The organism is Streptomyces sp. NPDC086554 (genome assembly GCF_040686095.1).
GTDB lineage: Bacteria > Actinomycetota > Actinomycetes > Streptomycetales > Streptomycetaceae > Streptomyces.
This window is the reverse complement of the sequence record NZ_JBFBJK010000038.1, coordinates 42,652-67,808: the sequence shown is the minus strand read 5'-3', so window position 1 is coordinate 67,808 and position 25,157 is coordinate 42,652. Positions and strand designations below refer to the sequence as shown.

The window sequence follows — 25,157 nt, the reverse complement described above, 5'->3', positions numbered from 1 at the left end:
AGCCCGGCAAGTCCTGACCAAATAGAGCCCGATCACGCGAGGGGCTGGGGAATTACGTGACCCCAGCCCTGGGGAATATCAAGACGTTCCACACGGTGCCCGCCTGGGCGGCCGGCTCCTGAAGGTGTCCGCCAAGACCGACCTGGGCGCCGCGCTCATCGGCACCGGTCAGGCCAAGCCCGGCGAGGACGAGCGCACCTTCCGGCGGATCGGTGACTCCGTCACCGCGATGCTCATCAACGGCCTGGTCGTGCGTGTGTCCGTTCCCGCCACGATGCAGCTCATCCACCTCGCCGCCGGACGCATGGACGCGTTCTGGCAGTTCTCCGACGTCCGCTCCGGCCTGGTCGCCGGCGCCCTGCTGGTCTCCGAGGCCGGAGGCACCGTCACCGACCTGACGGGCGAACCCTGGAACACCGGCAGCCGCGACTTCCTGGCCGCCGCCCCCGGCATCCACGGCGCCGCCCTCAAGGTCCTCTCGCCGATCGCCTGACCGGAAGTCTCCGCTCTTCCCCATCCGATACCGCAAGGAGCATCACCGCATGACCAGCATCGGCATCCTGGGCGCCGGCCGCGTCGGAACCAACCTCGCCAGCAAGCTCTCCGCAGCCGGACACCAGGTCACCCTCGGCGGCCGCAGCCCCGAAGACACCGCCGCCCGCACCGCCGGGCTCGCCCCGCGGATATCCTTCGCCGACCAGCGCACCACTGCCCGCACCACGGACATCGTGATCAACGCGACGCCCGGCGACAGCTCCCTGGACCGCCTCACCGACCTGCGCACCGAACTCGCCGGCACGATCCTCATCGACGTCTCCAACGCAACCCGCGACGCCACTGACGGCCTGCCCGGCGACCTGTGCTATCCGGGCAGCAGCCTTGCCGAGAAGCTCCAGGCCGCGCTCCCCGACACCCATGTGGTCAAGACCCTCAACACCATGCTTTTCATGGTCATGACCGCTCCCGAAACCCTGGCCACCCCACCCACCGCCTATCTCTCGGGCGATGACGAACACGCGAAGAGGACCGTCACCGGCCTGCTCGGCGACCTGGGCTGGCAGCCCGAAGGGATCGAGGACCTCGGCGACATCACCACAGCCCGCGCCACCGAGGCCATGATCCTGGTCGTTCCCCACATCCTGCGCCGACACGGCTTCAAGCCCTTCGCCGTCTCCCTCGCCCGCTGACCCACCACGACCGGGTTCAGCTCGTGCGAGGCGGACGGGTGCTGACAGGGACAACGCTTGACAGCGGTTCGTGGCCCCAATGGCCAGTCAGGGCTGGGACCACCGGTGTTGGCGGCAGGGTGATGTGAGGGAGTTTTGGCGCCACCGTGCTGCCTGCGGTGAGAGCATCGATGTGCTCTCCGGTGGGAGGAGGCCTCGATGCGGCCGAAGTCCAAGGTCGATCTGTTCGCGGCCATCCGGAGGGACTCGCGGAGCGAGAGGCTGTCGATCAGGGCCTCCCAGACGACCGCTGGTCTTCGCTTGTCGAGGAAAGCATGGCGCAGCTCCATCTCCACGGCGCCGAACGCCTGCAGAAACTTCTCGTACGCCGCGGTCCGTGATTCCTGCAGCCGCTGCCGGTCCGGCGGATCTTTCTGGGCCCGGCGCCCCTGGCACGGCTAAGTTGTCGAACTATCCACGTGCGCCCGCGGCTGACCCCAGGCTCCCGCCCCCAGTACTGGCACCAAGGTTGGCCGGACGGTCACGCGAGCGACGGCCACCGATCGGTAGCCCACTCCAGCCAGCCTGGCCACCCAAGAGGCGGACCTCCAACCCCATGGCCCTCGAGTTCCGCGACATCGGGCTCCTCGAACAGCGCCCGCCAGTGCACAAGGTCTGTCTCGCTCATCGCGAAGGTCTGATCAGGGGTGGTCGACTGGCGATGGGCGACCCGAGCACGTTGGGTCTCATGGTCCACCGGCACATACACAAGCTGACAGGACGCGCCCACAGACATCACCAACCAGCGGATCGCGGATCTCTCGTCACGAGACCAGCATCCGAAATCCAGGACCACGTTGGTTCCCAACCTCAGCGCCTCCAGACCAAGCCAGAGCAGTCGTGCTTCCAGCACATCGCGCTTCCCCTCCGGCTGCGGTTCGCCGAACAGCGGAATCATCCACTCATCCGGCGTCAGCCGCAGAGCACTGTGCTCCTTGGCCAGCTGCCGAGCTCTCGTGGTCTTCCCGGCCCCTGGCAGGCCGACCGTCAGGAACAACGTCGTCACACCCAGATCTTGTCACGAAGGCCAAGTGAGAGGATGACTGCTCTTGTTGCCGAGATCGCCGGGCCACGACGCGGCCCAGCAGCGCGATGACGTCCAGGGGCGGTGAGGCACGCCCCCAGGCTCTCTCCGGTGGTTCAGGGATCACAGGTACTGGCGGGCCGATGTCCTGTAATGCCGCCTGGCTGGACTGGTACAACTGCCACCGACCCCGCACCGGCATCCGCGGCCAAACCCCAGCCAGCCGCGTCACCAACCTGTCCGGTCATGACATGAAGATCGCCAAGTGGGGCCGACTCACGTTGTCCGCCGGGGCCATCAACCATTGATGAAGCCAGGCATGGCCATCGCCGAGACCCGCCCTAGTCGGGGACAGCGTCCGACCAGGCGAGACCCTGACGTCGCGGCTGGCCGCGTGCGGCGGTTGGGCGCGCATCGGCCGATCCAGCACGGAAGATCACGGCCGAGGACCGCGGGCCGTGATCTTCCGTGCTGGATCGGCATCCACCTGCGGGGGTCAAGCCTGCTGCAGGTCGACGAACCCGACGGAGCTCTTCAGCCGCGATGTGCCCGATGGACACTCACGGCGTAGCCGCCGCCCTCGTAGGGGTGGGCGTCCCACGTCGCGAAGCGGTCGACGAAGGTGAGGCCCGCCGCGGCGCAGTAGGCGTCGTACTCCGCCAGGGTGATGCCGGGCGCTACCGGCAAGTGGGCTTCATCCAGGCCGAATCCGGCGACCATAAGGCCGTCCGGGCGCAGACTCGCGGCCAGACGGCTGACCACCGCAGCTTCCGTACCCGCAGCAAGGAGCGGGAAGATGTTGCCGGCGGCCACCACGAGGTCGAAGTCCGCGGCAACAGGGAGCTCCGCCAGGTCGAAAGTGGCCAGATCGGCCTGGATCCAGGGCAGTTCCGGCGCCTGCCTGCGCGCCACGGCCAGCATGGAAGCGTCGAGGTCGACCCCCACACAGTCGTACCCGAGCTCCGCCAACCGGATCATGACCCGGCCTGTACCGCACCCGGCATCCAGCACCCGCGCCCCGGCAGGCACCAGAGCGGCGCACAACCGTGCCTCACCGTGCATGTCCCTGCCGCTGCCGGCCAGAACCGCGAACCGGGCGGCGTAGTCCTCTCCGGACGTCCCACCGGTCAGCTCTTCCCAACGGCTCATGACGACAGGCTAGGTGAACAGCACGAGTGCTCGCTCTCTGACTGGCCCCGAGCACGGTCTTGACGAACGTCCGCCCGTGAACGTCCACGCGCCGGTGTGTCTGCCGCATGGAGGGCATGCGACCTCCGCGGCATCGGTCAGGACCAGGCGCGCCAAGCCCTGCGTGAGCGGGTGGGCGCAGACTCCGAGACGGACATCCGCCGGTGCGCCGAGCGCAGCAGACGTACACTCCTGTCTGCCCATGGGGGGGCAGCAGCTGATGAGGAGCAATCGGTGAGGCGTCTGCATCTGCTGGGATGCGTCGCGGCCCTGGTCATCACATTGGGGTGTAGCAGAGACGCCCCCTCCTCACCTCCCAAAGCTCGCACCTCCCGCGCGCCGGTCAGCCGCCTCCTAGAGCCCGGGGGGGGACCTCGGAGCTGAAGACCCGCCGGGACTAGGGCCTGTCCGGCGGATCACGTGACCTCCCCGCCTTGCGCTCGTTGACGTGTCCATGGGGCGGGGAGATCTCACGAACGCGGAGTGGGCCCGGCTGAAGCCGCATCTGCCGAAGTCCGCCAGGCGGGGCGGCCGTTGGGCGAGCCATCGAAGGATCATCAACGGGATCCTGTACCGGCAGCGGACAGGACTGCCATGGCGCGATCTACCTGCGAGGTTCGGCCCGTGGAAGACCGTGTACGAGCGGCACAGACGCTGGTCGGCGGACGGCACCTGGGACAGGGTCTTTGCGGCCGTCCTGGCCGACGCCGATGCTGAGGGTCGCGTGGACTGGTCAATGGTGAGCGTGGACTCCACCTCCTGCCGGGCCCACCAGCACGCCGCCGGAGCGCGCGCAGCCGCCCGCGGGTGCCGGGAAAAGAACAACGCCCCGCAACCACCGCCCCGATGAGGGACTCGGACGCTCCCGGGGCGGCCTGACCAGCAAGATCCACCTCGCCGGGGAAGGCGGCCTGCGGCCGCTCGCAATGCTCCTCACGCCGGGCCAGTGGGGCGACGCCCCGCAGCTCATCCCGGTCATGGACCGCATCAGGGTGCACCGGCCCAGCGGCGGGCACCCCCGCACTCGACCGGACCACCTCGGTGGCGACAAGGCGTACTCCTCTCGCCGCAACCGCCGCTACCTGCGCAGGCGCCAGATCAAGCGCACCATCCCCGAACCGAGGAACCAGCGGGCCAACCGACAGAGCCGGGGCAGCAAGGGCGGTCGGCCCGCCAGCTTCGACAAGACGATCTACAAGCGCAGGAACGAAGTCGAACGAACGATCAACGCCCTGAAGAACTCCCGGGCCGTGGCCACGAGGTTCGACAAGCGCGCCTACGTCTTCCACGGCACCGCCACCGTCGCCTCAATCCGACTCTGGCTCCGGCCCTGATCCGCTGTTTTTTCGCAGAGCGGCGTGAAAGGCACGGCCGGCGCCGAGCACGCCGCCCCAGTGCCCTTGCGGCCCAGGTTGACCGGTCACGAACTCACTGGCAGTCCAGCCGCCCACAATGCTTCGCCCGTCGGTGGCCCGCAACGGCAGCGGAACGCGGAAGCCACCACCTGACGCTAGTTCCTCGAACAAGGAAGCCGCCCACTCGGCCTCGTCGTCAGGACCCTCCGCGGGCTTGAATACATACTCGCCAACGAGAACGCTTCGTCCCTGCCCACCCACGAGCTGGACTGCGTGCCCCTTCACCCCGAAGGCATCAAGGACGGCAGGGGCTGGAACGGCGTCGCTCGGCATTTCAGTCACGCGGGCATCTTGCCGATGCCACCTTGCCCAGCGCACCTTGTTTTCACCCGGCCTCATGATTCACATAGGCACAGGGAAGATCCGCCGGACAGGCCCTAGGGGGTTTTGAGGGCGTCGGAGAGGCTCGCGGCGAGGTCGTAGCCGGGGCTGTCGTCGAGCAGGGACTTGCGGCGGTTGTAGCGCTGCGTGTTACGGGCGTCCTTGTGGTCGGCCTAGGCCTGCACTTGGTCGATCCGCGCGCCCCGCTTCGAGAGAGCCTGGCCGACGGCCTCCCCTTGATGACGTGCGGGTGGATCGAAGGGGGCGATCTTCAACCGCGTGGTGCCGTCGTTCCACTACGACCGTGCAGACAATGGGGTGAAGGGGGTCGCGAACCACATCTACGACTCACTCCACAAGTTGGCCGAGAAGCACAAGGCGGAGCGCACCAAGGCGTGTAACCGGTTGGCCAGGCCGGGCCCCACGTATCAGTGCGACGAGTTCCCCTTCGTCTCCGCCATGGAGGGTGCCGGCGTCGGTGACGGGAACTTCTCCGTCCGCTACGTCCCGGCGACCGAGAACGAGAAGGCGGGGCGGGGTCTGGCGGGCTGGTACGGAAGCGACAGGATCCTGCACGGCCATCAGTACGGCATCTATGTCGACTGACCCTCGCTAGGCAAAACGCCCCGGATGGCGCCGAGGCCAACACGGATTCCTGCATCATCCGGGGCTCAAGGCGGATCCGTAAGGTTGGTCGGCCGCCGACCGCGCTCGCGCGCCAGCCGTTCCCGCGGGTTCTGTTCCACGGAACGGGCGGGCGGCTGCTGCGTCCCATCCGGACGGAACACGATCGCGTAGGCCTCGAAGCCGTCGCTGGCCCCCCATTCCTCGCGCTCCATGGCCGCATCAAACCGCTCCGCTGAGTCTTCCCGGCCTTGCGCGTACACCTTCACCTCATACACCACTGCAGGATCGAGTGTGATCGACGGCTCGCCGGGTTCAACATCCAGCCCGTACAGCCTCGCCGGGGCAACTGCAGGCACAGCAAGGCCAGTAGTCGGCCCCGACACACGCATCCGGCCGGCGTAGATCGGCCGGAAGACGCCGGCGCCGACAAGCATCCACTCTTCGCCCGGACCGGTGGGCAGAGCACGCTCACCGTCTTCGACGACGGCCAGCGTGACGGGCACCGAGTGCTCCTGCACACGCGACACGATGACCATCTCTCCGGGGGCCACGATCACTGGGTCTTCGGTGTCGAAGTCCACCTTGCCCTCGATGCGTTCGAAGCCGGGCTCCGGTGCCTCACCGACAGAAAAGTGTGAGTAAGCAACCTCTGCGACTCCCACTCCACTGATGCTGAACACGACCCGCCCTTCCCGGATTCGTTCGATGCGCGTCAGTCTTGCGGCCGTTCCCAGAAGCGTCCAGAGCGCGACTGCCTCAGGCGACGACGGCAGGTCACGTGGTCGGGCAGTACTCCATCTCGTACTCATCGCCCACGACGACGGTGCGCGCGAACCCGGCCTTTCGGTAGAACGCCTCAGCCCGGCCGTTCTCCTTGTGCACGAACAGCCGCACGCGGCACACATCCTCCTGCGCCAGTCCCCAGCCGACCGCAGCTCGGAACAATTCCTGCGCCACGGTGCCGCCCCGGCGCTCCTTGCGCACGAAGACCCCAACGATGTGGGCCTGACGCCGCTCGATGCGCTGTCCCGTGAAGTCCTGCGTCCCGGGCTCTTCCACCAGCACGGTCACAGTGCCCGCCCAGTCGCCCAGGGGCCCCTCGGCGACGAACTGCCGGTTCGGCCCTCCTGCAACGCACCTGGCGGTGCGGTCCTTCCAGAAGCTGTCGGGCTGAGCCCGCGCCTGCTCATAGGCCTCCAGAAAGGCTATGGGAGCCAGCGGATCTCTCAGCGCGTCCAGGCGCAGCTCCTTCGCAGCAGGCCAGTCCTCTACCCGTACTTCCCTGATCACGTAGTCGCTGCTCATGCCGCCCATGGTTCGGTCGGTCATGGCATGCCCGCAACTGATTTGAGATCAGCAAAGCTCGCGCTGCCTAGATCGGAGACACCCCCTAGCCCCAACCGTCGCGGGACGATCAGCCCCATCTCACTCTTGAAGGTCTCCCCCACCCGCATCTCGATCCCGCAATCTTCACCAAGGTGGTCGGCGGTACTGGATCGGGCAAGTAGCAGCGGTACCAGGCGAGTTCGCCGGTGGTGCGGCTGCGGCGGATCAATATCTGGAGGCGTCCAGGGGCTGGGTCGGCACGATCGAAGACGGCCCAGTCGCAGAACCGCTGTCCCTTTTCACCGCGTCCGGCCAAGAGCCTCTGCCAGGCTCGCTTCGGCACCCTTCGAGCCAGGGCATCAGCCCGGAAGGTGCCCGCACCGGTGACCACTTCGGCCGAGCAGGCCACCGCGCGGACATAGCCGATGCCGCGTTCAACCAAAGCCGCCCGCCGTAACTACCGGTCTCACTTCGCACGCTAGCCGGAAAGGCCCTTCACCACATTCCGGTTGAAGGGCCCGCAGCGCCTACGACCAGAACTCGTCGTACGCCTGCGGATCGGCCGTCAACACCCACCCCTCGGTGATCTCGTCGTCCCTGATGTGCAGGACGAGGGCGTAGTCCATATCGAGCTGCTTGCCTTCACGTGACGCCGTGACGTGCAGCAGCGCGACTGTGTGGTCATCGTTGGCGAGCACATCGTGGAGCTGCGGCCGGTATGTGCCGCCTGTCAGCTGGAACTCCCGACCGAACACCGCGAATGTGTCCTCGCGGCCCCGGTACTCTCCCGCCAACGGGTTGCTGCCCCCGATATGCCACACCACCTCGGGGTGAAAGGTCTTTGCCAGCGCGTCCATGTCCCCTGCCGCGAAGGCAGCCATGGTGCGGTGGAACACAGCGATGTTCGGGTGCTCAGTCATCAGTGCCTCCGTCGGCCGGCCCCCTACGGACCATACGTCGCCGGAGACACCGTGACTCAGCGTCGTTAGGCCATCAGGCCGAACGGCACGCCGTCGAGCGGCTCGGCCGCTGAGACCGCGCTTGGGGGTCTCTCCGGTTGGTGTGCGAGAGAGGCTTTGGGCCCTGGGCGGCTTGCTGGTCGACCTCGAGTAAGTCGACGGACCATCACCCCGATCATTGCCCAGCGGATCATGGTCTCGGAACGCGCCGGGATGGTCTCGCAGTCCCGGGCGAGGCGCCGGTGTCCGGTGAGCCAGGCAAAGGTCCGCTCCATCGCCCACCGTCTCGGCTGGACCTGGAAGCCCTGCTGGCCTGGGTCCTTGCGGACATCTCCAGCTCGCGGCTGAGGATCGTCGCCGTCCAATCGACGAGACGGCCGGCGAAGCCCTGGTCCGCCCAGATTTTCTGGACACTCGGGTGGTCGAGACGGGTCCACAGCAGCGGCCGTCTACCGCCATCTCGGTCCTGGATACCCGCTGCTACGACATGCACGGCAAGGAGCAGTCCTGGCGTGTCGGTGACCAGGAAGCGCTTGCGTCCCTTGACCTTCTTGCCCGCATCAAAGCCTCTGGTCGAAGCCGGCACTGTGTCGGCGGTGTGGACGGACTGCGAGTCGATCAGCCCCGCGCTCGGCTCCACGGCCCTGCCATCGGCCTCGCGGACCTTGCCGCGCAGGGCATCGTGGACCCTCTCCACGGTTCCGTCGTCGTGCCACCACGTGAAGTACCAGTACACCGTCGGCCAAGGCGGGAAGTTCTTCGGCAGTTGCCGCCAGGAACATCCGGTTCGCACGACATGGAAGATCGCGTCGACGATCCGACGTCGTGGGTGCTTCTCGCGCCGCCCGCCCTTGGGACCCACCCGAGCTGGTGGGAGCAGTGGCTCCACGAGCGTCCACTGATCATCTGCCAGGTCGGACGGATACCCATCCCCAGAACCACTCACGCGAGGCTCAACGTCCGACTTAACGCCAAGGTGCGGCAGATCTCAAACGCGGTCTCAGCGACGATCCACCTCATTGTGTTAGCCGCTGTAAATGGCAGAGAGCCCCGCCTCTTCACCACCACGGATAACGCCCTACAAGAACGGCGCGAGCTGCTGACCCACCAACTCTCCGCCAGTTTCTCCTCCTTGAGGACAAAGCATGGACGATGCGAGGCCCGCTTCGTACGCTGGGCGTCGCTCTCGTACGGAAGTCAGTGCAAGGCGCGGCCGAATGCCGCAGCCCGCACCACCGGTATGTGCAGGAACTCCACTCCGCGGACGCGGGCGGCCGAGGCGGCCCGGGGCCGCCTCGCAGCGCGCAGCAGGAGACAGAGTGAGGCCACACGAGCACCCCTCGCACCCCGCCCGCCCCACGTCCCCATCCCGCGTCCGACGACGTACGCGCCTGAGATCCCGCAGAGCCGCCGGGATCCTCCTCGGGCTCCTGATGGCCGGCGGCGCGCTCACCGCGCCGACCGCCGCCGGCGCCGACGAGAAGCCCTTCGCCGATCTGCCGCCGCAGGAACCCGGCGTCACCCTGCGGGTCTTCGACATCCAGTCGCCGCTCAGCAAGCTCTGCGATCTGAAGCCCGCCCAGACTCCCAACGTCGACAAGCTGATCCCCACCGCCGACTGGTCCTCCACCGAAGGCTTCGGGTTCAGCGACAACTTCGTGTCGCAGATCACCGGCAACATCAACGTCCCCGCCGACGGCGCGTACACCTTCCGTCTGATCAGTGATGACGGCTCCCGCCTCTTCATCGGCAACAAGAAGGTCGTCGATCACGACGGACTGCACGGGGCCGAGCCCAAGGACGGCGACATCACGCTCACCCCGGGCTACCACCCCCTGCGCATCGACCACTTCGACCGCAGCTACGACCAGCAGGTCACTCTCCAGTGGAAGCCGCCCGGCGCCGACGCCTTCACCCTCCTACCCAACTCCGTGCTCAGCACCGACGCCGGCGTGGTGCGGGTCACCGCGCCCGGCCGCAAGGAGTGCGAGGGCAGCTACGACACCCCCGGCGACGGCCTCCCGCTCACCTCGGTCAACCCCGGCTACACCCTGACCGACCTGCGCCCCAAGGGATTTGAGCCGCAGGTCTCCGCGATGGACTGGCTGCCCGACGGCCGGCTCGCGGTGACCACCTGGGGCGGCAGCCAGGAGACCAAGGGCCAGGTGTACGTCCTGGACAACGTCACCGGCGACACCGGTCCCGACAAGGTCACGTACAAGAAGATCGCCGACGGGCTCAAGGAGCCGATGGGCATCAAGTACGTCGACGGGAAGCTGTATGTGTCCGAGAAGCATCAGCTGACCGAGCTCGGTGACATCGACGGGGACAACGACGTGGGCGAGACGCGGAAGATCGCCGAGTGGCCTTATGGCGGGAACTTCCACGAGTTCGCCTTCGGGCTGCTCTACGAAGACGGGAATTTCTATCTGAATCTGTCCGTCGCCATCAACTACGGTGGCGCGACGACCGATCCGCAGCCCGCCGCCAACCGCGGCACCACCATCAAGGTCAACAAGGCCAGCGGGAAGGTCAGTTACCTGGCCGGCGGTCTGCGCACCCCCAACGGCATCGGCCGCGGCCCGGACAATGAGCTGTTCGTCACCGACAACCAGGGCGGCTGGCTGCCCGCGTCGAAACTCGTCCACATCAAGCAGGACCGGTTCTTCAACCACTACACCAATCCCGACGGCCCCTACGACGACAACAGCGTCACCAAGCCGGTGCTGTGGCTGCCGCAGAACGAGATCGCCAACTCCCCCAGCACCCCCATGACCGTGGAGAAGGGGCCCTTCGCCGGGCAGATGCTCTTCGGCGACGTAACCTATGGCGGATTGCAGCGCGCCGACCTGGAGAAGGTCGACGGTGAGTTCCAAGGTGCGGTGTTCCGGCACACCCAGGGTCTGGAATCCGGCATCACCCGCATCTCCACCGGGCCCGACGGGGCCATCTACACCGGCGGACTCGGCGCGGACGGCAACTGGGGACAAGAAGGCAAACTCCGCTTCGGCCTGCAAAAGCTCACCCGGAACGGCAAGACCGCCTTCGACATCAAAACCATGCGCGCCACCCGCGACGGCTTCAAACTCACCTACACCAAACCGCTGTCGGACAAGACCATCGAGAAACTGACCAGCGGCGGCTACTCCGTCGAGCAGTGGCGCTACGCCCCCACCCCCGCCTACGGCGGCCCCAAGGTCGACGAGGAATCCCTCCCTATCGCCGGCGCCCGCGTCTCCGACGACCGCCGCACCGTCCACCTCACCATCCCCGGCCTCAAGAGCGACCGGGTGGTGCATGTGCGCTCACCGCGCCCCTTCTCCTCCACCGACGATGAGCAACTGTGGTCCACCGAGGCCTGGTACACCCTCAACGCGCGTCCGGGCCACGACGAGCCGGTCACCTCCTACGACGCCGAGTCGGCGCGGCTTTCCGGCGGCGCGGACATCGACACCGAGCACGCCGGCTACACCGGCGGCGGCTTCGTCGACGGCCTCAAAGACCCCGGCGCATCCGTCACCTTCGGCGTCGAGGCTCCCACCAAAGGCACCTACACCGTGGGCCTGCGCTACTCCAACGGCCCCCACCCCTTCACCGGCACCAAGACCCTCGGCGTCAAAGTCAACGGCGGGGCAGCACGCCAGACCAGCCTTCCCTCGACCGATACGTGGAAGCGCTGGTCGACCAAGACCGAGCAACTCGCCCTGCGCAAAGGCCACAACACCATCACCTACGCGTACCGGCCCGAAGACACCGGCAACGTCAACCTCGACATGATCGAGGTACGCCGCCCCAACAGCCGCATCGACCTCTTCTCCGGCGGCAGCACCTCCACCGCCTGGCAGCACACCGACGGCCGCAGCGTCGAATGGCCCCACACGGCCGAGAAATCGATCGAAGTGTGCTGCGGAGACATCCGTACGAAGCAGGCCTTCGGCGACTTCAAACTGCACGCCGAATTCCGTGTGCCGAAGCTGCCGGACGACGTCACCGGGCAAGATCGCGGCAACAGTGGGATCTATCTCCAGGAGCGGTACGAGATCCAGATCCTGGACTCGTACGGAGTGGAGAAACTCGCCGCGAACGAAGCCGGCTCCATCTACAACAAGAAGGCCGCCGACCTCAACGCCTCCACCGCGCCCGAGACTTGGCAGACATACGACATCACCTTCCGCGCCGCTGGCTACGACGCCGACGGAAAGAAGACCGCCGACGCCAGGATCACCGTGGTGTGGAACGGCAAGAAAGTCCACGACGACGTGGCCGTCGACGGCCCGACCGGAGCGGGCGACCCCGAATCCGCGGCAGCAGGCGCGATCCGGCTGCAGGACCACGGCAACAAAGTCCGCTTCCGCAACATCTGGATCGAACCCGTCGACTGAACCAGGAATCCGCTTGGGCCTGCCTACTTTTGACGTATGGAAAATGTGTCGCGTGATCTCACTGTGCCGGACGGCGCGAATCCGCTGCGTCGGCTCTCGCTGGAGCAGCTGCGGCGTCGTACGAGCATGAAGTGGCGGACGTATCCGGACGACGTGCTGCCGCTGTGGGTAGCCGAGATGGATGTCCCGCTGGCGGAGCCGGTCGCCGAGGCGATCACCGACGCCGTGGCGATCGGTGACACCGGCTACCCCGCCGGGACCGCCTACGCCGAGGCGCTGGCCGAGTTCGCCCGCAAACGGTGGGGCTGGGACGGGCTTTCCGTCGAGCGCACCGCGATCGTGCCCGACGTAATGCTCGGCATCGTCGAGATACTCAAGTTGGCCTCCAAGCCCGGCGACCCCGTCATCGTCAACTGTCCCGTGTACCCGCCCTTCTACCAGTTCGTCGGAAACCTGGACCGGCCCGTCGTCGAGGCGCCCCTGGGGCCGAACCTGCGGATCGACTTCGCCGCGCTGGAGGACGTGTTCCAGCGTGCGGCACGAGGGGCGAACCGGCCGGTGTATCTACTGTGCAGCCCGCACAATCCCACCGGGACCGTGCACACCGTCGCCGAGTTGACGCGGGTCGCGCACCTGGCACGGGAGCACGGCGTGCGCGTCGTCGTGGACGAGATCCACGGCCCGATCGTGGCGGCGAACGCTTCTTTCGTCCCCTTCCTGAGCGTGCCCGGAGCGGAGAACGGACTGTCCCTGATGTCGGCGTCAAAGGCCTGGAACCTGGCCGGGCTGAAGGCCGCCCTCGCCATCGCGGGACCCGAAGCCGCCGACGACCTCGCCCGCATCCCCGAAGAGGTCAGCCACGGCCCCAGCCATCTCGGCATCATCGCCCACACCGCGGCTCTGCGGGACGGAGGCAACTGGCTCGACGCGCTGCTCGTCGGCCTCGATGACAACCGTCGGCTACTGGCCGCTCTGCTGGCCGAGCACCTGCCCGCCATCGGCTACACGCCCGCGCAGGGCACCTTCCTGGCCTGGCTGGACTGCCGGAACCTGGGCCTGGACGGCGACCCGGCCGAGGCCTTCCTGCAGCGCGGCCGCGTCGCTCTGAACTCCGGGAGAGCCTTTGGAACCGGCGGCGAGGGCTTCGTCCGTCTCAATCTGGCCACCTCCCCGGCAGTGATCACCGAGGCGGTCCGACGGATGGCCTCGGCCGTCGTCTGAGCACGGACGACTGCCCGAAGTGCCGCCGGACAGCCAGGATGTAGACCTTGCTGCTGCTCTGGCGAGCGGGCGGTTGGCCGGCCCGGGCGATCACATCGTGGGGAACCAGTCTGGCTCTGAGCACCGCCTCCCGTCGCCGAGGTCCCCGCACGTCAGGCGGTACGCTGCCCGCTTGCCGAGAACCGCTCCGTAGTGGAGCAGCCAGGGGGGATCGATCATGCGCAGAGCTGCCGGTATCAGACCCAGGGGCATCGTGGCCGTCGCCGTGCTGGCCGGTGCGGTGCTTGCGGCTGCGGGGTGCGGTTCGGACTCCGGGGCGGCCGGATCCCGCGGGACGGGCACGGGGTCCGGCGGTGGCAAGGGTCAGTCGAAGGCACCAGCCCCCTCCCTGACCTGGGAGTTCGAGCACATCGCGGACTTCGATGGCGAGCTCGCCGATGTCGCCGTACTGGCGAAGGACGATGTCTGGGCTGTCGGGACCGAGCTCAACAGTGAGGCCGATGCCCGCCTGCTGCATTACGACGGTACGACGTGGAAGCGCGAGCCTCTCCCCGAAGCTCTCGGCACCAGCGTCTACCCGCCCCTGCTCGAAGAGCTCGGTGGGGACGCACTGTGGCTGCGGCCGCAGACCTCTGAAGACGGCGCCGCCGTGAACCGCTGGGCGAAGTGGGACGGCACCCGCTGGTCCGCGATGCCGAGCCCTCCGCCCGGTAATGCCGGGGCCTTCGAGGCCTCGGGTCCGGATGACGTCTGGGCCCTCGACGGCGAGCAGAGCGTTCAGCACTGGGACGGCACCCGCTGGACCACGACCCGGCTGCCGTACCGGGCATCCGACCTCGCCGTGGTGGGACCCGACGACGTCTGGGCGGTCGGCAGCCGCTCGACCGGGCCGGGTACCGAGCTGGAGGGGTACAGCGGGGGCTACAGCCAGCCCGCCTCGATGCATTGGGACGGCACGTCCTGGAAGGCGGTGGACACTCCCCGGGCCCGCTTCGATGATCCGCTCCCGCCGGAGCCCGGCGCCGGGCTCAACCAGGTCTTCGCGCTCGACAGCGGTGAGGTGCGCGCGTACGGCATCAACACGTTCAACCACGGCGAGGTCGAGAACGAGCCCGCGGACGAGTACATCCGGGTGCGCTGGGACGGCTCAAGGTGGGTCGAGCAGGAGTCCCCGCCCGGTGCTTGCGCTCTGCGCACCCCGGTGGGTGAGGACGACCAGGGCCTGTTCCTGGACGGCAACTGGTACCTGACCGACGACGGGCAGTGCGTGAAGATCAAGCGCCACCGCCTGCCCGAGTCCACCGGTGCCCGCAAGGCGTCGAACCAGTCGCTGTGGCTGAAGGAGATCCACCGGGTGCCCGGCACCGACGAGTGGCTGGGCGCCGGTCACGTCCAGGTCAACCAGTCCGGCGATCCCTTCCGCGCCCCCGTCGTCGTACGCCTGAGAGATAAGGGCTGACCAGGGAGCATGCGGAACAACTCGATGTGCCGTACGCCAACTTCCCTGCCCGGGCTGCCGGTTCTTGGCCGCCTTCGCGGCGCCCATGGCCGTTGAAAGCCGCCCGAACCGCTCCGCTAACATGATCGAACTCACCAGGAGTGCCCTGATCGCCCGTACTTCACCAGAAAACCACGCTATCTAGCACAAAGAGTGAGCCAATTAACCACAACTAACAAATCGGCCAAACATTGATATCTATAGCATCGCGAACATTTTCGCGGAGAAACTGCAGAAAAGCGCTCACCGCGTGGCGTCAGCCGCGGGCGATACTGTGGACCACGGCGGTTGTTGTGGGCCTCGGATTCCTCATCGTGCTGGAGATCGCCGCGCGTCACTACGGCGTACCGGGGCCGATGGCCAACCAGGTGCGAGAGGTGATATTCGCACCCAAATCGGGGCCGTTGTTGTACGCCGGTATGGCGTTGATGATGGTGGTCCTCACCTGGCGCCAACGGTTCATCGCGGTCGGTTTCGCGATCGGCATCGACCTCGTCTTCCTGCTGGTTCGCTGGGCGCTCGACGCCAAGATGATGTTCGGCAACGGTGCGTTGTGGGTGCTGCTGGCGTATGGAGTCATCGCCGTCACGCGCCGCACCGGATCGGAACGGGTTCTGCTGCTGAAGGGCGTCGGTCTCGGCCTGCTCCTTGTGGCCGGCCGCAAGACGGGCGACACCTGGCTCCTCATCACCTCGAAGACCCGCCCGTTGGTGCTCGACCAGTACCTGGCCAGCGCCGATCACGCGTTGGGCAATCCGTCGTGGCTGGCGGGCCGGATCGTCGAGGCCACCGGCTCGATCGGCGCCCATGTTCTCGACTACGTCTACATTCAGCTCGCGGTGGCCGCGGTCGTCGTCACGGTGTACCAGCTGCGCAACGTGGCTGCCGAGCGCCGCTTCCCGGGCCACCATCTGGTGCGTACGTTCCTGGTCATCGGCCTGCTCGGGCCGGCCATCTACATGATCTTCCCGGTGGTCGGACCGATCTTCGCCTACGGCACCGGCGCCTTCGGAACCGGCAGCGAGCACTTGGCGGTGGCCAATCTGTGGCCGGACACGCCGCCGCCGGTCGGTAGCCCGCAACCGATGCCGTTCGACGAGATCACCCCTCGCAATTGCATGCCAAGCCTGCACACCGCGTGGGCCACCGCGATCTTCATTCATTCCCGCAAAGGCCCACGCATTCTGCGCTACGCAGGCACGTTCTGGCTGATCGCCACCCTCGGCGCGACGCTGGGATTCGGCTATCACTACGGCGTGGATATCGTTGCCGGCGTGGTGTTCGCATTCACCATCGACGCGGCGCTGCGCGCGCACGACCGCGGCTGGGAACGGCAAGGAACCCAACTGGTCGCCTACGGCGTAACGGTCTTCGCCCTGCTCCTGTTGTCGTATCGCTACCTGCCGATGGAGATGGCCAAATATCCGTGGGTGTTTGGACCGCTTCTTATTCTCGCGATGGCTTCAGTGGTCTACGGCTATATGCGGACCACCAAGCTGTGGGAGCCGAAGGCGGCCGTACCGGCGCAGCGATCCGAATCGGAACCGCAACCCGAACTCGTGTGATTCAGGTTGCAGCAGGTGGTGGGCCGAGCGCTTACCGGGTGGGGTCGGGAAGCTGAACATGTGCGGGCGAAGAAATTCTTGGCACAGGCTTCCCGCCCCTCCCTCGTCCCTCGGCGTCCCCGCATCCTTCCGGCGGGTTGCTATCGGGACGCCAGGGCCTGCCGGGTGACGCTCCTGAGGAACAGCACCGGTGTCGCCGCCGTGGCCAGGGCGAAGACCCCGAAGGCCAGCCGCATGCCGCCCCATTCGGCCAGCAGGCCCACCAGGGCCGCGCCCAGCGGCATGGCGCCGAAGCTGAAGAGCCGGGCCGCCGCGCCGTAGCGGCCGAGCATCGCGTCGGGGACCATGCGCTGGGTGATGGTGCGGGCATTGACCGTCCAGAGGGTGCCACCCATACCGCCGAGGAAGGCGCCCACCGCCACCGCCGCGATGTTCGTGGTCAGGGCGGGCAGCGCCACCATCGCGGTGGTGCCGATCAGGTCGGCGAACATCGCCCGGCGAGCGCCGAGCAGCCGGTTCACCCACGTCACGGCCACCGTGCCGGCCACCCCGCCGATCCCCAGGGCGCTGAGGACGATGCCGTACTGCTGCGGCCCCAGCTCCATGGCCTGCTTGGCATAGAGCGGCATGAGGGCCAGCCAGGCGCCCCAGACGGCGGCGAGTACGGCGACGACCAGCGAGAGCGTGCGCAGCACCGCGTCGCCCCAGAGGAAGCGCAGCCCTTCGGCGATACGGCTGTTGACCGAGACGGGGGCGGCGTCCGCAGCGGGCCGGGCGGCCCGGAAGCGGCCCACCAGCAGGAGCAGGGCGAGGGCGGCGAGCGCGTACGAGGCGCCGATCAGCCCCAGCGCGAGGCCGGTCCCCGCGGCAAGGAGCAGCCCGCCGACGAAAGGCCCGGCGAACTCCTGCCCCACGGTCTCGGCCCCCACCATCCAGGCATTGGCGCGCTCCCGCCCCGCCGCAGGCACCGCGGCGGGGACCAGCGCGGAGGCGGAGGTCGATGCGAGCACGTCGGCGACGCCGAGGACCACCCCGGCGGTGAAGACCTGGACGAGCGTGATGCCACCGGTCACGGCGGATACGGTCAGCCAGCTCATTGCCGCAAGCCGCATCCCGTTCGCGCCCCACAACAGCCGCCGCCGGTCGAAGCGGTCGACCAGCACGCCTATGTGCAGGGCGACGAGCAGCCAGGGCAGCGTGAGGGTCATCGATACGGCGGTGACCTGGGCGGGCGAGCCGGTGAGTTGGGCAGCCAGCAGGGGCAGGGCCATCTTCATCACGCCGTCGGCGAGATTGGTCGCGGCGGTGAAGCCGACCAGGACAGCGGTGTTGCGCCGGCCAGGGTCTGTCGGAGGGCAGTCCTCCGGCCTCACACCACCGAAGCCGTTGCCGGTCTCCATCCGCTCGGGCACCGCCGTGACCATGTGCCTCCCCTAACCGTCTAACGCTTTAACCGGTTAGACCCCACTGTGGCGCACCTCCGGGCCATGACGCAACCGGTAAAACGCTTAGGCGGTAGAATGGCGGGAACCTGCAGGAGGTGACGCGTCATGCTGGAGCCGCCGGCCTCAGCCGTCCTGGTGGAGGCATTCGCCAACACCGTCGACGTGGAAGAGGCGAGCGACGAGATCGCCACCCCGGCCGGTCTTTCCCAGTGGCTGACGGGACGCGGCCTGCTCGACACGCCGGGCGACATCCCCGCCGACGTCCACACGAGCTATCTGGCCCTGCGCGCAGGCATCCGCGAGGAGCTGGGCGGCCACGTCGGCGACACCCCCGACCCGGACCTGCTCGCCGCGGCGGACCAGGTACTGGCCCAACACCCCGTACGGGTCACGGCCCGCGGCCTCCTCACCCCCATGACGGAACTGCCCACGGAGCGCAGGCCGCTGGCCACACTGGCGATCGCATGGAGCGAGCTGGTCACGACCGGGGACGCCGCCCGGCTCAAGCGCTGCGCGGAGCACTCCTGCGGCTGGGCGTTCTGGGACGTATCGAAGAACCGCAGCCGCCGCTGGTGCTCGATGAAGGTGTGCGGCAACCGCAACAAGACACGGTCGTACGCGTCGCGACAGCGGCAGGCGACATAGCCGACGGCCGCCGACCGGCCCCATGCCGGGAGCTTCCCTCCCTGTGCACTTGATCATCCGCACCCGCCGCCCGTTACTCTTCCGGCGTGCACGCCTACGAGGAACTCACGTCAGCAGAGCGCCAGTTGTGGGACGCCTACCCCACGGGCCGTTCAGTGGACTTCCGTACGGATGGTCCAGAAGACGACCCCGAGCACGGGAATGGATGGGGCGACGCGCGGACGGTCAGGGCCAGTGTCGTGGCGGCCCTGCTCCTCGGAGGGAACCCGGGGCAGCCGGGGAGCGTCCCGGCCCTGCGGCTCGCGGGCGCCCGGATCAGCGGCACCCTCGATCTCAGCGAGGCCGAGATCGGGCACGGCATGTGGTTCGAGGGGTGCTGGTTCGAACAGCGCGTCAGGCTGTACGGAGCTGCCACCCGGACGATCGAGATCAAGGGCAGCAGGCTTCCGGGACTCGACCTGACCATGGCCCGGGTGGACGGAAGGGTCGCCCTTCGTCGCACGGTTCTCAACGGCAGGCTTGGGCTGATGAGCGCGCGCCTGTCCGGTGAACTGGTGCTCAGCGGCACGGCGATCTCACTCCCGGGCGACTGGGCTGTCTTTGCCGGCGGACTCGTCATGGAGGGCGGGCTGTTCTGCCGTAGAACCACCGTGCACGGCGGGATACGTCTCCTGGGTGCGCAGCTGGCCGGCGGCTTGCACATGGAGCGGGCACAGCTGCGGCATCCCGATGGCATCGCGCTCCTCGCCGACCATGCGGTGGTGCGCACCATGGCGCTGTCCGAGGGCTTCACGGCCGAGGGGACGGTCAGCCTGCGGGACGCGCAGATAGCGGACCAACTGACCCTCGACGGCGCCGTTGTACGGGCCTGCGGCACGGCGCTGGACTGTGCCCGCATGCAGGTAGGAGTCTTCGTCTTCACCCCGGCGGAGCCCCCGTCGGGGACGATGGACCTGGAGGACGCGCGGGCCGCGACCATCCGTGACCGAGAGAATGCCTGGCCGGACACCGTACGCCTGCAGGGCTTCACCTACGGCTCTCTCCACGAGAGCGGCGACCTCCAGGAGAGCTCGGTGGAGCGTCGCTTGGCGTGGATTCGGCGACAGCCCGGCTATGCCGCCCAGCCGTACGAGCAATTGGCCGCCTGGTACCGGCAGATCGGCCATGACGACGACGCCCGACGCGTCCTGCTGGTCAAACAGCGCCACCGCAGGAAGACCCTGGGGCTGCCCGCCCGGCTGTGGGGACACCTCCTGGACGCCGCCGTCGGCTACGGCTACCGCCCGTGGCTGGCGGGCCTGTGGCTCGCGGCGCTCATTCTCCTTGGCACCACGGTCTTCAACGCCCACTCACCAAAGCCGACCGAACCCGGCCAGGTGCCCCCGTTCAACGCCTTCGTCTACACCCTCGACCTCCTGATCCCCATCGGCGGTCTCGGCCAACGCACGTCCTGGTACTGGCAGGGAGGATCACCCTCCTGGCTGGCCTACACCCTCATCGCTGCGGGATGGATCCTGACGACGGCGGTGCTCGCAGGGATCACGCGCACCCTGAACAGGAATTGACCCGTCTCACGCACTACAGGACCGGCGGACCCTGCTCGATGCGGCGCAGCACCGGCGCGAGTCGGTGGAGGGCTTCGGTGGTCTGGATCTGCCGCTCGTCCCACCACGTTGCTCCCGCCTCGGCCAACGGGCCCAGCAGGTCGCGGGACTTGGCGGTGTCGCCGCCCGGCGTGGCGCCTCCGAGGACGATCTCGAAGGGGGTGCCGGAGCGGGTGCCGGAGTGCGTGTCGGAGTGCGTGTCGGAGAGGTCCTCGCGCTGCTTGCGCACGTACGCGACCAGGTCGCGGACCTGATCGATGGGCGGTACGTGGCCGTGCTTGGCATCGGTGAATAGCGGGACCGCGCCGTCCCAGCGGGCGGCCCGGCGCATCGGCGGGCGGTTCGGCCAGAAGCCGGCGACCCAGACCGGCGGCCGAGGGCGTTGCACCGTGGCGGGCAGCAGGGTCACGTCCCGTACCTGGTAGTGCCGTCCGTCGTGGTTCACCGGCTCGCCCGACCAGTACCGCTCCAGCAGGTCCAGGCCCTCGTCGAGTCGCTCGGCCAGCACCTTCGGGTCCGTGGCGTCGCCGAAGCTCGCGTACTCGTCCTCGACGGGCCCGCCAAGGCCCGCGGCGAAGGTGACCCGACCGCCGCTCACCGCATCCAGGGTCGCCACCTGGCGGGCGAGTTGCTGCGGGCGTCGCCGGGCGACCGGGGTGACCAGCGTGCCCAGTCTGATCCGAGAGGTCGCCAACGCCGCGGCAGTCAGCAGCATCCAAGGGTCGCCGAAGGGCAGGCCCGCGTGCTTGCGATGCAGCACGTGATCCCAGACGAACAGGCCGTCCCAGCCTGCTTGTTCCGCCGCTGCGGCCACTTTCGCCACGGCCTTGGGGTCGGCGAAGTCACCAAAGTTCGGGATGTTGACCGAGAAGCGCATTCCCGCATCCTGCTGTACGGCGTCGGGAGCGGCAACCGACTCCCCCGCCCACCGGCCCGGTGAGACGCTGGGAGTGGACTCCTCGGGCGGTGGGAGCGGGCGCGTGGCCCGTGGGCGCCTGGGTCGTTGAGCAGCGCGCGGAGAGAACGGGATGTCGGCAGAGGGACAGAGATCCGTGGGGGACGCGGAAGGGCAGTGGCAGGACGGCCGCCTCAGCGGGTTGTTGCGTGAGGTGCGGCGTCAGGCGTCGTGCGTGGCCGGGACCGACGTATGCAGGATTCTCGACTGGCTGCACCAGCAGACCGGCGTCGATGTCGCGGTGGTCGCGGACGACGCGAGGACGGTGGAGTCGTCCACGACAGGGTTTCCGCAGGAGGTGCTTCGCTCGCTCGCCGGGCTGCTCGCGCGCTTGTCCGGTGGGCAGTTGGCCGCGGCCGCGACCCAGGCCGATGGGCTGCATGTGCGGTGTGAAGCCCTCGGGCCGTACGAACCGCGTCCGGTGCTTGTGGTGGTCGGGCGGTCGGCGCCGACTCCGGAGGCCGTCGCGCTGACCTCGCACGCGGGCCATGTGCTCGCCCTGCTGCGCCGCGCTGAAGGCGTGGACCGGACGTGGCGGGACTATCACGACAAGGCACGCCAGTTGCGGTTCGCCGTGCTGCATGGGCTGTTGGCGGGGGGTCCGATGCTGGCCCGGCGGATGACGACCGGTGCCGTTCCGCCGGTGCTGGACGCCGAGCGGCTGCGCGTGCATCTGCTGCGTTGCCCGTCGGGCGACCGTGACCGGATCGCTCGGGCCCACCAGGATCCGTCCGGCTACCACGGCCAGGCCCTGATGGTGCACTGCCCGGTATTCAAGGAGCACTTGATCTGCCTCATCGCCGACGACGGCGACGACGGCACACCCTGCGGCTCCGGCGGACCGGAGCGCGGGCTGGGTCAGACGCTGCGTCTGCTCGTACGCGACGATCCACGCTATGCGCTGGGGATCAGCGGCGCGCAGCCCCTCACCGCCACGGCCGAGGCGTACAGCCAGGCCGCCCACGCGCTGGCCGCCGCCCGCACCACTCCCGGCCGTGTGTCCTACTACCACGGGCAGACGCCGCTGGTCGGCATCCTTCCCGCTCAGCCCGCACTCGCCTGGGCCCGCGCACTTCTGCGGCCGCTGGACTCGGTCCCGAAAGCCAGTGCCGACATCACCCGCCTGGCAGTGAGCATGCCCCGGTCCGGCGTGGCCCGTCTGCTCGGCCTCAGCCGCAATACCGTCACCGCGCATCTGCGACGTGCCGAACTCGCCCTGGGGCAGGACCTGTCCGACGTCCGCTCCCGTGCCACCGTCCACCTGGCCCTCGCTCTGGGCAACTCATGCGCGGGCCCCGAACCCGACCACCATCAACGGGCCCCTGCCCTACCCGACTTGCTGAGCAATGAGCTCGCCGCCGCCTGGGCCCAGACGGTCCTGCGCCCCCTTCACGCGCGGCACCGCCGCACTCTTCAGGCGTGGATCGACGCCAACACCGACGCCCAACAGGCCGCTCGCCGCCTGGACATCAGCCGCAACACGGTACGGGCCCACCTGCGTACCGCCGAGGCGGCCCTCGGGCTCGATCTGCTGACCACCGGCACCGGCACCCACGACGTCGTCCACGCCCTGGACATCACCGCGGCACGGGCCCTGTGAGCACCGTGCACAACAAGCGCATTTGGTTGAGCACCGTGCACATTGGCCGCAGGGTGCGGTGACTTCTAGCGTGGTCATGACCGCCCGTGCACCAGACGCCGTCGGCCCCTGACCAAGGCCGGCGGAACCGCACTGAAGGGCTGCACCCGCCTCCCTCGGTGTTTCGGACCTGCCCGAACGGTGCCGGCGCCAGGAACAGAGCGATCCAGCGTACGCAGGACAACGCTGTAGCGGACTATCGGGGGATGCCGTGCTGCGCATGCACTTCACTGAGGGAGATCTGTCGCGGACCAGGGTGGCCGATGGGCCTGACCCGTTGTGGGAAATCGTCCTGAGCATGCACCAACTCCAGGAAGGAGGAAGGAATGCGCAGGCGCGCATCGCGGGAGGGACATGTCCGGAGCGGCGGAAGATGCTGCGTGTGCTGGCACCGCTGATGCCGGCTCGCGGCTACTTTCCGGATTTCCTCACTCCCGCGGCGGCGTCGGGCGGCCTGGACAGCGGGATCGACGCCGTACTGTCCACTCCGAAGCCGCGACTGCGCGCCGAACTCTCCCTGCTGGCGCAGGACAACGCGCTGCCCTCCTGGACACGTTCCCTCGCCGACGGCGAGGTCGACACCCTGCGCGGGTTGGGCCGGGCCCTGCGCCAGTACCACTCGAGCGTCCTCGGCCCCGGATGGCGAGGCATCGCCACCCGCGTCGAGGCCGACCGGCAGCACCGCACCGGGGTGCAGAGCCGCGCCGGGACGGAGGCGATGCTGCGCACCTTCGAGCCCATGCTGCATTGGCAGCCCTCGGTGCTGTGCGCCCACTACCCGGTCGACAGGGAGGTCCACCTGGGCGGGCGCGGACTGCTGCTCGTCCCGTCCTACTTCTGTCGCCGTACGCCGGTAGCCCTCCTGGACGACAGTCTGCTGCCCGTCCTGGTCTACCCGGCCCGCCCGCTCCTGCCGCACGCGGCCACACCGGACTCCAGGCTGGCGCCCCTCCTGGGGCACACCCGCGCCGCGGTGCTGCAGACGCTCCAAGAACCCCACACCACCACGGAGTTGGCGGAGCACGCCGGCGTGTCGCTGTCATCGGCCAGTGAGCACGCGGCGGTACTCCGCCGGGCGGGACTGGTTATCAGTGTGCGGGAGCGCCACCAAGTCCGGCACATACTCACGCAGTTGGGCGCCGATCTCCTCAGTGCCGGAGCGCCGACTTACCTGGCCTGGAAGCCGGGCGCCGGCGCGGGCCGGGCGGGTATGTGACGGACGGGCACGGGCAGTGGGGAAGGTCAGCAGACGTGAACGCCGTCGACCATGTTGTTGTAGCCAGTTCCGTCGAGGTCCCCGACCTTGTGCTTGGCGGTGCTGCCGAACAGTTGATGCCAACCGCCGCCGGAGCGCCAGTTGTAGAACCTCGAGTTGGTCCCTGGGGTCTGGTAGTTCTTGAACGAAGTCAGGCGGTCGCTCCAGCCCACCTTGCCGAGATTGCGGAAGCCGCACTTGTAGAACACGATCTTGGCGTGGTCGTAGTAATCGCCCGCCCACAGGCACAGCCGCCCGGACCGGCACTTGCTGCTCGACGCCTGCCCTGGTGCGGTGAGGGTGACCGACGCGGTCCCGTCATTGGTATCGCGGTGCCACTGCCTGTGGCGGCCACCAGAACGAGTCCGGAGGCCAGCACCGCAATGCCCTGCTGTGTCTTGTTCATGCCGATGACGCTACGAATCTCCGCCCCAGGGCCGCGATACCTTTCGGCGCTCCCCGAAAGCCGCCCTCCGAGGCTTGCGCCCGTTGTCGCAAGGGCTCGACGCCGCGGAGGGAATCCGCCGGTCCGGCCTGCGGCCGACCCACACGCCGTCGGTTCTGGTCGGACGAGGACGCATCGACGAACAGCTGGGGAAGGTCGCCGAGTTGACCCCGCGGCATGAACGGATCAAGGCATTTCGCTTACTGATTCACATCCTGGGACTTGCCGATGCGCGGCGGCGAGAGCGGTTCTGCGCCGACGGGTGCAGCCACGAGTGGCATCAAGGCCGGCACGCGGACGGAATCGCCGGGGCAACGATGTCGTGCGCGTCAGACATCCAGGTGGTGGCTCGCCCAGACCAGGATGCGCGGAACGGCGATGTGTGATCGTGCTGCGTGCGGGCTGACGTAATCCGGT

At 68.3% G+C, this 25,157-nt stretch carries 20 protein-coding genes and 3 pseudogenes; 13 read left to right on the top strand and 10 right to left on the bottom strand.

All coding sequences use genetic code 11. The features are described 5' to 3' along the window. Nucleotides 1-94: 94 nt before the first annotated feature. Together AB0O76_RS40130 and AB0O76_RS40125 are read left to right on the top strand one after the other, a co-directional pair. Nucleotides 95-493, top strand: a pseudogene (locus AB0O76_RS40130) (inositol monophosphatase family protein); the annotation flags it as partial. A 49-nt stretch (nucleotides 494-542) separates the two neighbouring features. Further along, on the top strand, nucleotides 543-1,187 hold the full coding sequence (locus AB0O76_RS40125) for an NAD(P)-binding domain-containing protein (protein ID WP_365501982.1): 645 nt from the start codon (nucleotides 543-545) through the stop codon (nucleotides 1,185-1,187). A 520-nt stretch (nucleotides 1,188-1,707) separates the two neighbouring features. On the opposite strand, the gene AB0O76_RS40120 is transcribed toward AB0O76_RS40125, so the two are convergent. Then, entirely contained in the window at nucleotides 1,708-2,232 is a 525-nt protein-coding gene (locus AB0O76_RS40120; RefSeq protein ID WP_365501980.1) for an ATP-binding protein, read from the bottom strand. A 552-nt stretch (nucleotides 2,233-2,784) separates the two neighbouring features. Continuing rightward, nucleotides 2,785-3,399, bottom strand: a complete 615-nt coding sequence (locus AB0O76_RS40115) for a class I SAM-dependent methyltransferase (RefSeq protein ID WP_365501978.1) — start codon at nucleotides 3,397-3,399, stop codon at nucleotides 2,785-2,787. A 493-nt stretch (nucleotides 3,400-3,892) separates the two neighbouring features. On the opposite strand from AB0O76_RS40115, the gene AB0O76_RS40110 reads away from it, so the two are divergent. Further along, a protein-coding gene (locus tag AB0O76_RS40110) for an IS5 family transposase (RefSeq protein ID WP_365501990.1) occupies nucleotides 3,893-4,772 on the top strand; the annotation gives its coding sequence in 2 pieces (ribosomal slippage) (nucleotides 3,893-4,230 and nucleotides 4,229-4,772; 882 coding nt in all). Between the two features lie 681 nt (nucleotides 4,773-5,453). After that, nucleotides 5,454-5,780 (top strand): NucA/NucB deoxyribonuclease domain-containing protein, encoded by a 327-nt coding sequence (locus AB0O76_RS40105; RefSeq protein ID WP_365501976.1) that lies wholly within the window; start codon nucleotides 5,454-5,456, stop codon nucleotides 5,778-5,780. A 65-nt stretch (nucleotides 5,781-5,845) separates the two neighbouring features. Here AB0O76_RS40105 and AB0O76_RS40100 read toward each other — a convergent pair whose 3' ends face one another. The 5 genes and pseudogenes from AB0O76_RS40100 to AB0O76_RS40080 all read right to left on the bottom strand — a co-directional run. Further along, on the bottom strand, nucleotides 5,846-6,481 hold the full coding sequence (locus AB0O76_RS40100; RefSeq protein WP_365501974.1) for a hypothetical protein: 636 nt from the start codon (nucleotides 6,479-6,481) through the stop codon (nucleotides 5,846-5,848). A gap of 94 nt (nucleotides 6,482-6,575) precedes the next feature. Next, nucleotides 6,576-7,106 (bottom strand): GNAT family N-acetyltransferase, encoded by a 531-nt coding sequence (locus AB0O76_RS40095; RefSeq protein WP_365501972.1) that lies wholly within the window; start codon nucleotides 7,104-7,106, stop codon nucleotides 6,576-6,578. Nucleotides 7,107-7,254: 148 nt separating this feature from the next. Continuing rightward, nucleotides 7,255-7,578 (bottom strand): annotated as a pseudogene (locus tag AB0O76_RS40090) (IS701 family transposase); the annotation flags it as partial. Between the two features lie 76 nt (nucleotides 7,579-7,654). Further along, a complete protein-coding gene (locus tag AB0O76_RS40085) occupies nucleotides 7,655-8,047 on the bottom strand; it encodes a nuclear transport factor 2 family protein (RefSeq protein WP_365501970.1) in 393 nt (130 codons plus the stop codon). A 185-nt stretch (nucleotides 8,048-8,232) separates the two neighbouring features. Beyond that, nucleotides 8,233-9,071: pseudogene (locus AB0O76_RS40080) on the bottom strand (IS5 family transposase); the annotation flags it as partial. 448 nt (nucleotides 9,072-9,519) lie between these two features. On the opposite strand from AB0O76_RS40080, the gene AB0O76_RS40075 reads away from it, so the two are divergent. The 4 genes from AB0O76_RS40075 (at nucleotide 9,520) to AB0O76_RS40060 (ending at nucleotide 16,752) form a co-directional block, all read left to right on the top strand. Next, nucleotides 9,520-12,468, top strand: a complete 2,949-nt coding sequence (locus AB0O76_RS40075) for a family 16 glycoside hydrolase (RefSeq protein ID WP_365501988.1) — start codon at nucleotides 9,520-9,522, stop codon at nucleotides 12,466-12,468. Between the two features lie 36 nt (nucleotides 12,469-12,504). Beyond that, nucleotides 12,505-13,689 carry a MalY/PatB family protein gene (locus AB0O76_RS40070; protein ID WP_365501968.1) on the top strand — a complete coding sequence of 395 codons (1,185 nt, stop codon included), beginning with the start codon at nucleotides 12,505-12,507 and terminating at the stop codon, nucleotides 13,687-13,689. Nucleotides 13,690-13,906: 217 nt separating this feature from the next. After that, on the top strand, nucleotides 13,907-15,148 hold the full coding sequence (locus AB0O76_RS40065) for a hypothetical protein (protein WP_365501966.1): 1,242 nt from the start codon (nucleotides 13,907-13,909) through the stop codon (nucleotides 15,146-15,148). Nucleotides 15,149-15,456: 308 nt separating this feature from the next. Next, complete coding sequence (locus AB0O76_RS40060; RefSeq protein ID WP_365501986.1) at nucleotides 15,457-16,752, top strand: phosphatase PAP2 family protein; 1,296 nt, start codon at nucleotides 15,457-15,459, stop codon at nucleotides 16,750-16,752. A 140-nt stretch (nucleotides 16,753-16,892) separates the two neighbouring features. On the opposite strand, the gene AB0O76_RS40055 is transcribed toward AB0O76_RS40060, so the two are convergent. Beyond that, the gene (locus tag AB0O76_RS40055; protein WP_365501984.1) at nucleotides 16,893-18,152 is read right to left on the bottom strand and encodes an MFS transporter; all 1,260 of its coding nucleotides are present in this window, start codon (nucleotides 18,150-18,152) and stop codon (nucleotides 16,893-16,895) included. Between the two features lie 150 nt (nucleotides 18,153-18,302). Here AB0O76_RS40055 and AB0O76_RS40050 point away from each other — a divergent pair, with 150 nt between their 5' ends. Together AB0O76_RS40050 and AB0O76_RS40045 are read left to right on the top strand one after the other, a co-directional pair. Beyond that, the gene (locus AB0O76_RS40050; protein WP_365501964.1) at nucleotides 18,303-18,842 is read left to right on the top strand and encodes a CGNR zinc finger domain-containing protein; all 540 of its coding nucleotides are present in this window, start codon (nucleotides 18,303-18,305) and stop codon (nucleotides 18,840-18,842) included. An 86-nt stretch (nucleotides 18,843-18,928) separates the two neighbouring features. Further along, nucleotides 18,929-20,407, top strand: a complete 1,479-nt coding sequence (locus AB0O76_RS40045) for an oxidoreductase (RefSeq protein ID WP_365501962.1) — start codon at nucleotides 18,929-18,931, stop codon at nucleotides 20,405-20,407. A gap of 13 nt (nucleotides 20,408-20,420) precedes the next feature. Here AB0O76_RS40045 and AB0O76_RS40040 read toward each other — a convergent pair whose 3' ends face one another. Beyond that, complete coding sequence (locus AB0O76_RS40040; RefSeq protein WP_365501960.1) at nucleotides 20,421-21,323, bottom strand: LLM class flavin-dependent oxidoreductase; 903 nt, start codon at nucleotides 21,321-21,323, stop codon at nucleotides 20,421-20,423. A 175-nt stretch (nucleotides 21,324-21,498) separates the two neighbouring features. Between AB0O76_RS40040 and AB0O76_RS40035 the strand changes: the two genes are divergently transcribed. After that, entirely contained in the window at nucleotides 21,499-23,001 is a 1,503-nt protein-coding gene (locus tag AB0O76_RS40035) for a helix-turn-helix domain-containing protein (protein ID WP_365501958.1), read from the top strand. A gap of 412 nt (nucleotides 23,002-23,413) precedes the next feature. Next, on the top strand, nucleotides 23,414-24,256 hold the full coding sequence (locus AB0O76_RS40030) for a winged helix-turn-helix domain-containing protein (RefSeq protein ID WP_365501956.1): 843 nt from the start codon (nucleotides 23,414-23,416) through the stop codon (nucleotides 24,254-24,256). A gap of 26 nt (nucleotides 24,257-24,282) precedes the next feature. On the opposite strand, the gene AB0O76_RS40025 is transcribed toward AB0O76_RS40030, so the two are convergent. Next, entirely contained in the window at nucleotides 24,283-24,504 is a 222-nt protein-coding gene (locus tag AB0O76_RS40025; RefSeq protein WP_365501954.1) for a hypothetical protein, read from the bottom strand. Nucleotides 24,505-24,784: 280 nt separating this feature from the next. Between AB0O76_RS40025 and AB0O76_RS40020 the strand changes: the two genes are divergently transcribed. Continuing rightward, a complete protein-coding gene (locus tag AB0O76_RS40020; RefSeq protein WP_365501952.1) occupies nucleotides 24,785-25,126 on the top strand; it encodes a DUF5958 family protein in 342 nt (113 codons plus the stop codon). Nucleotides 25,127-25,157: the final 31 nt, after the last annotated feature.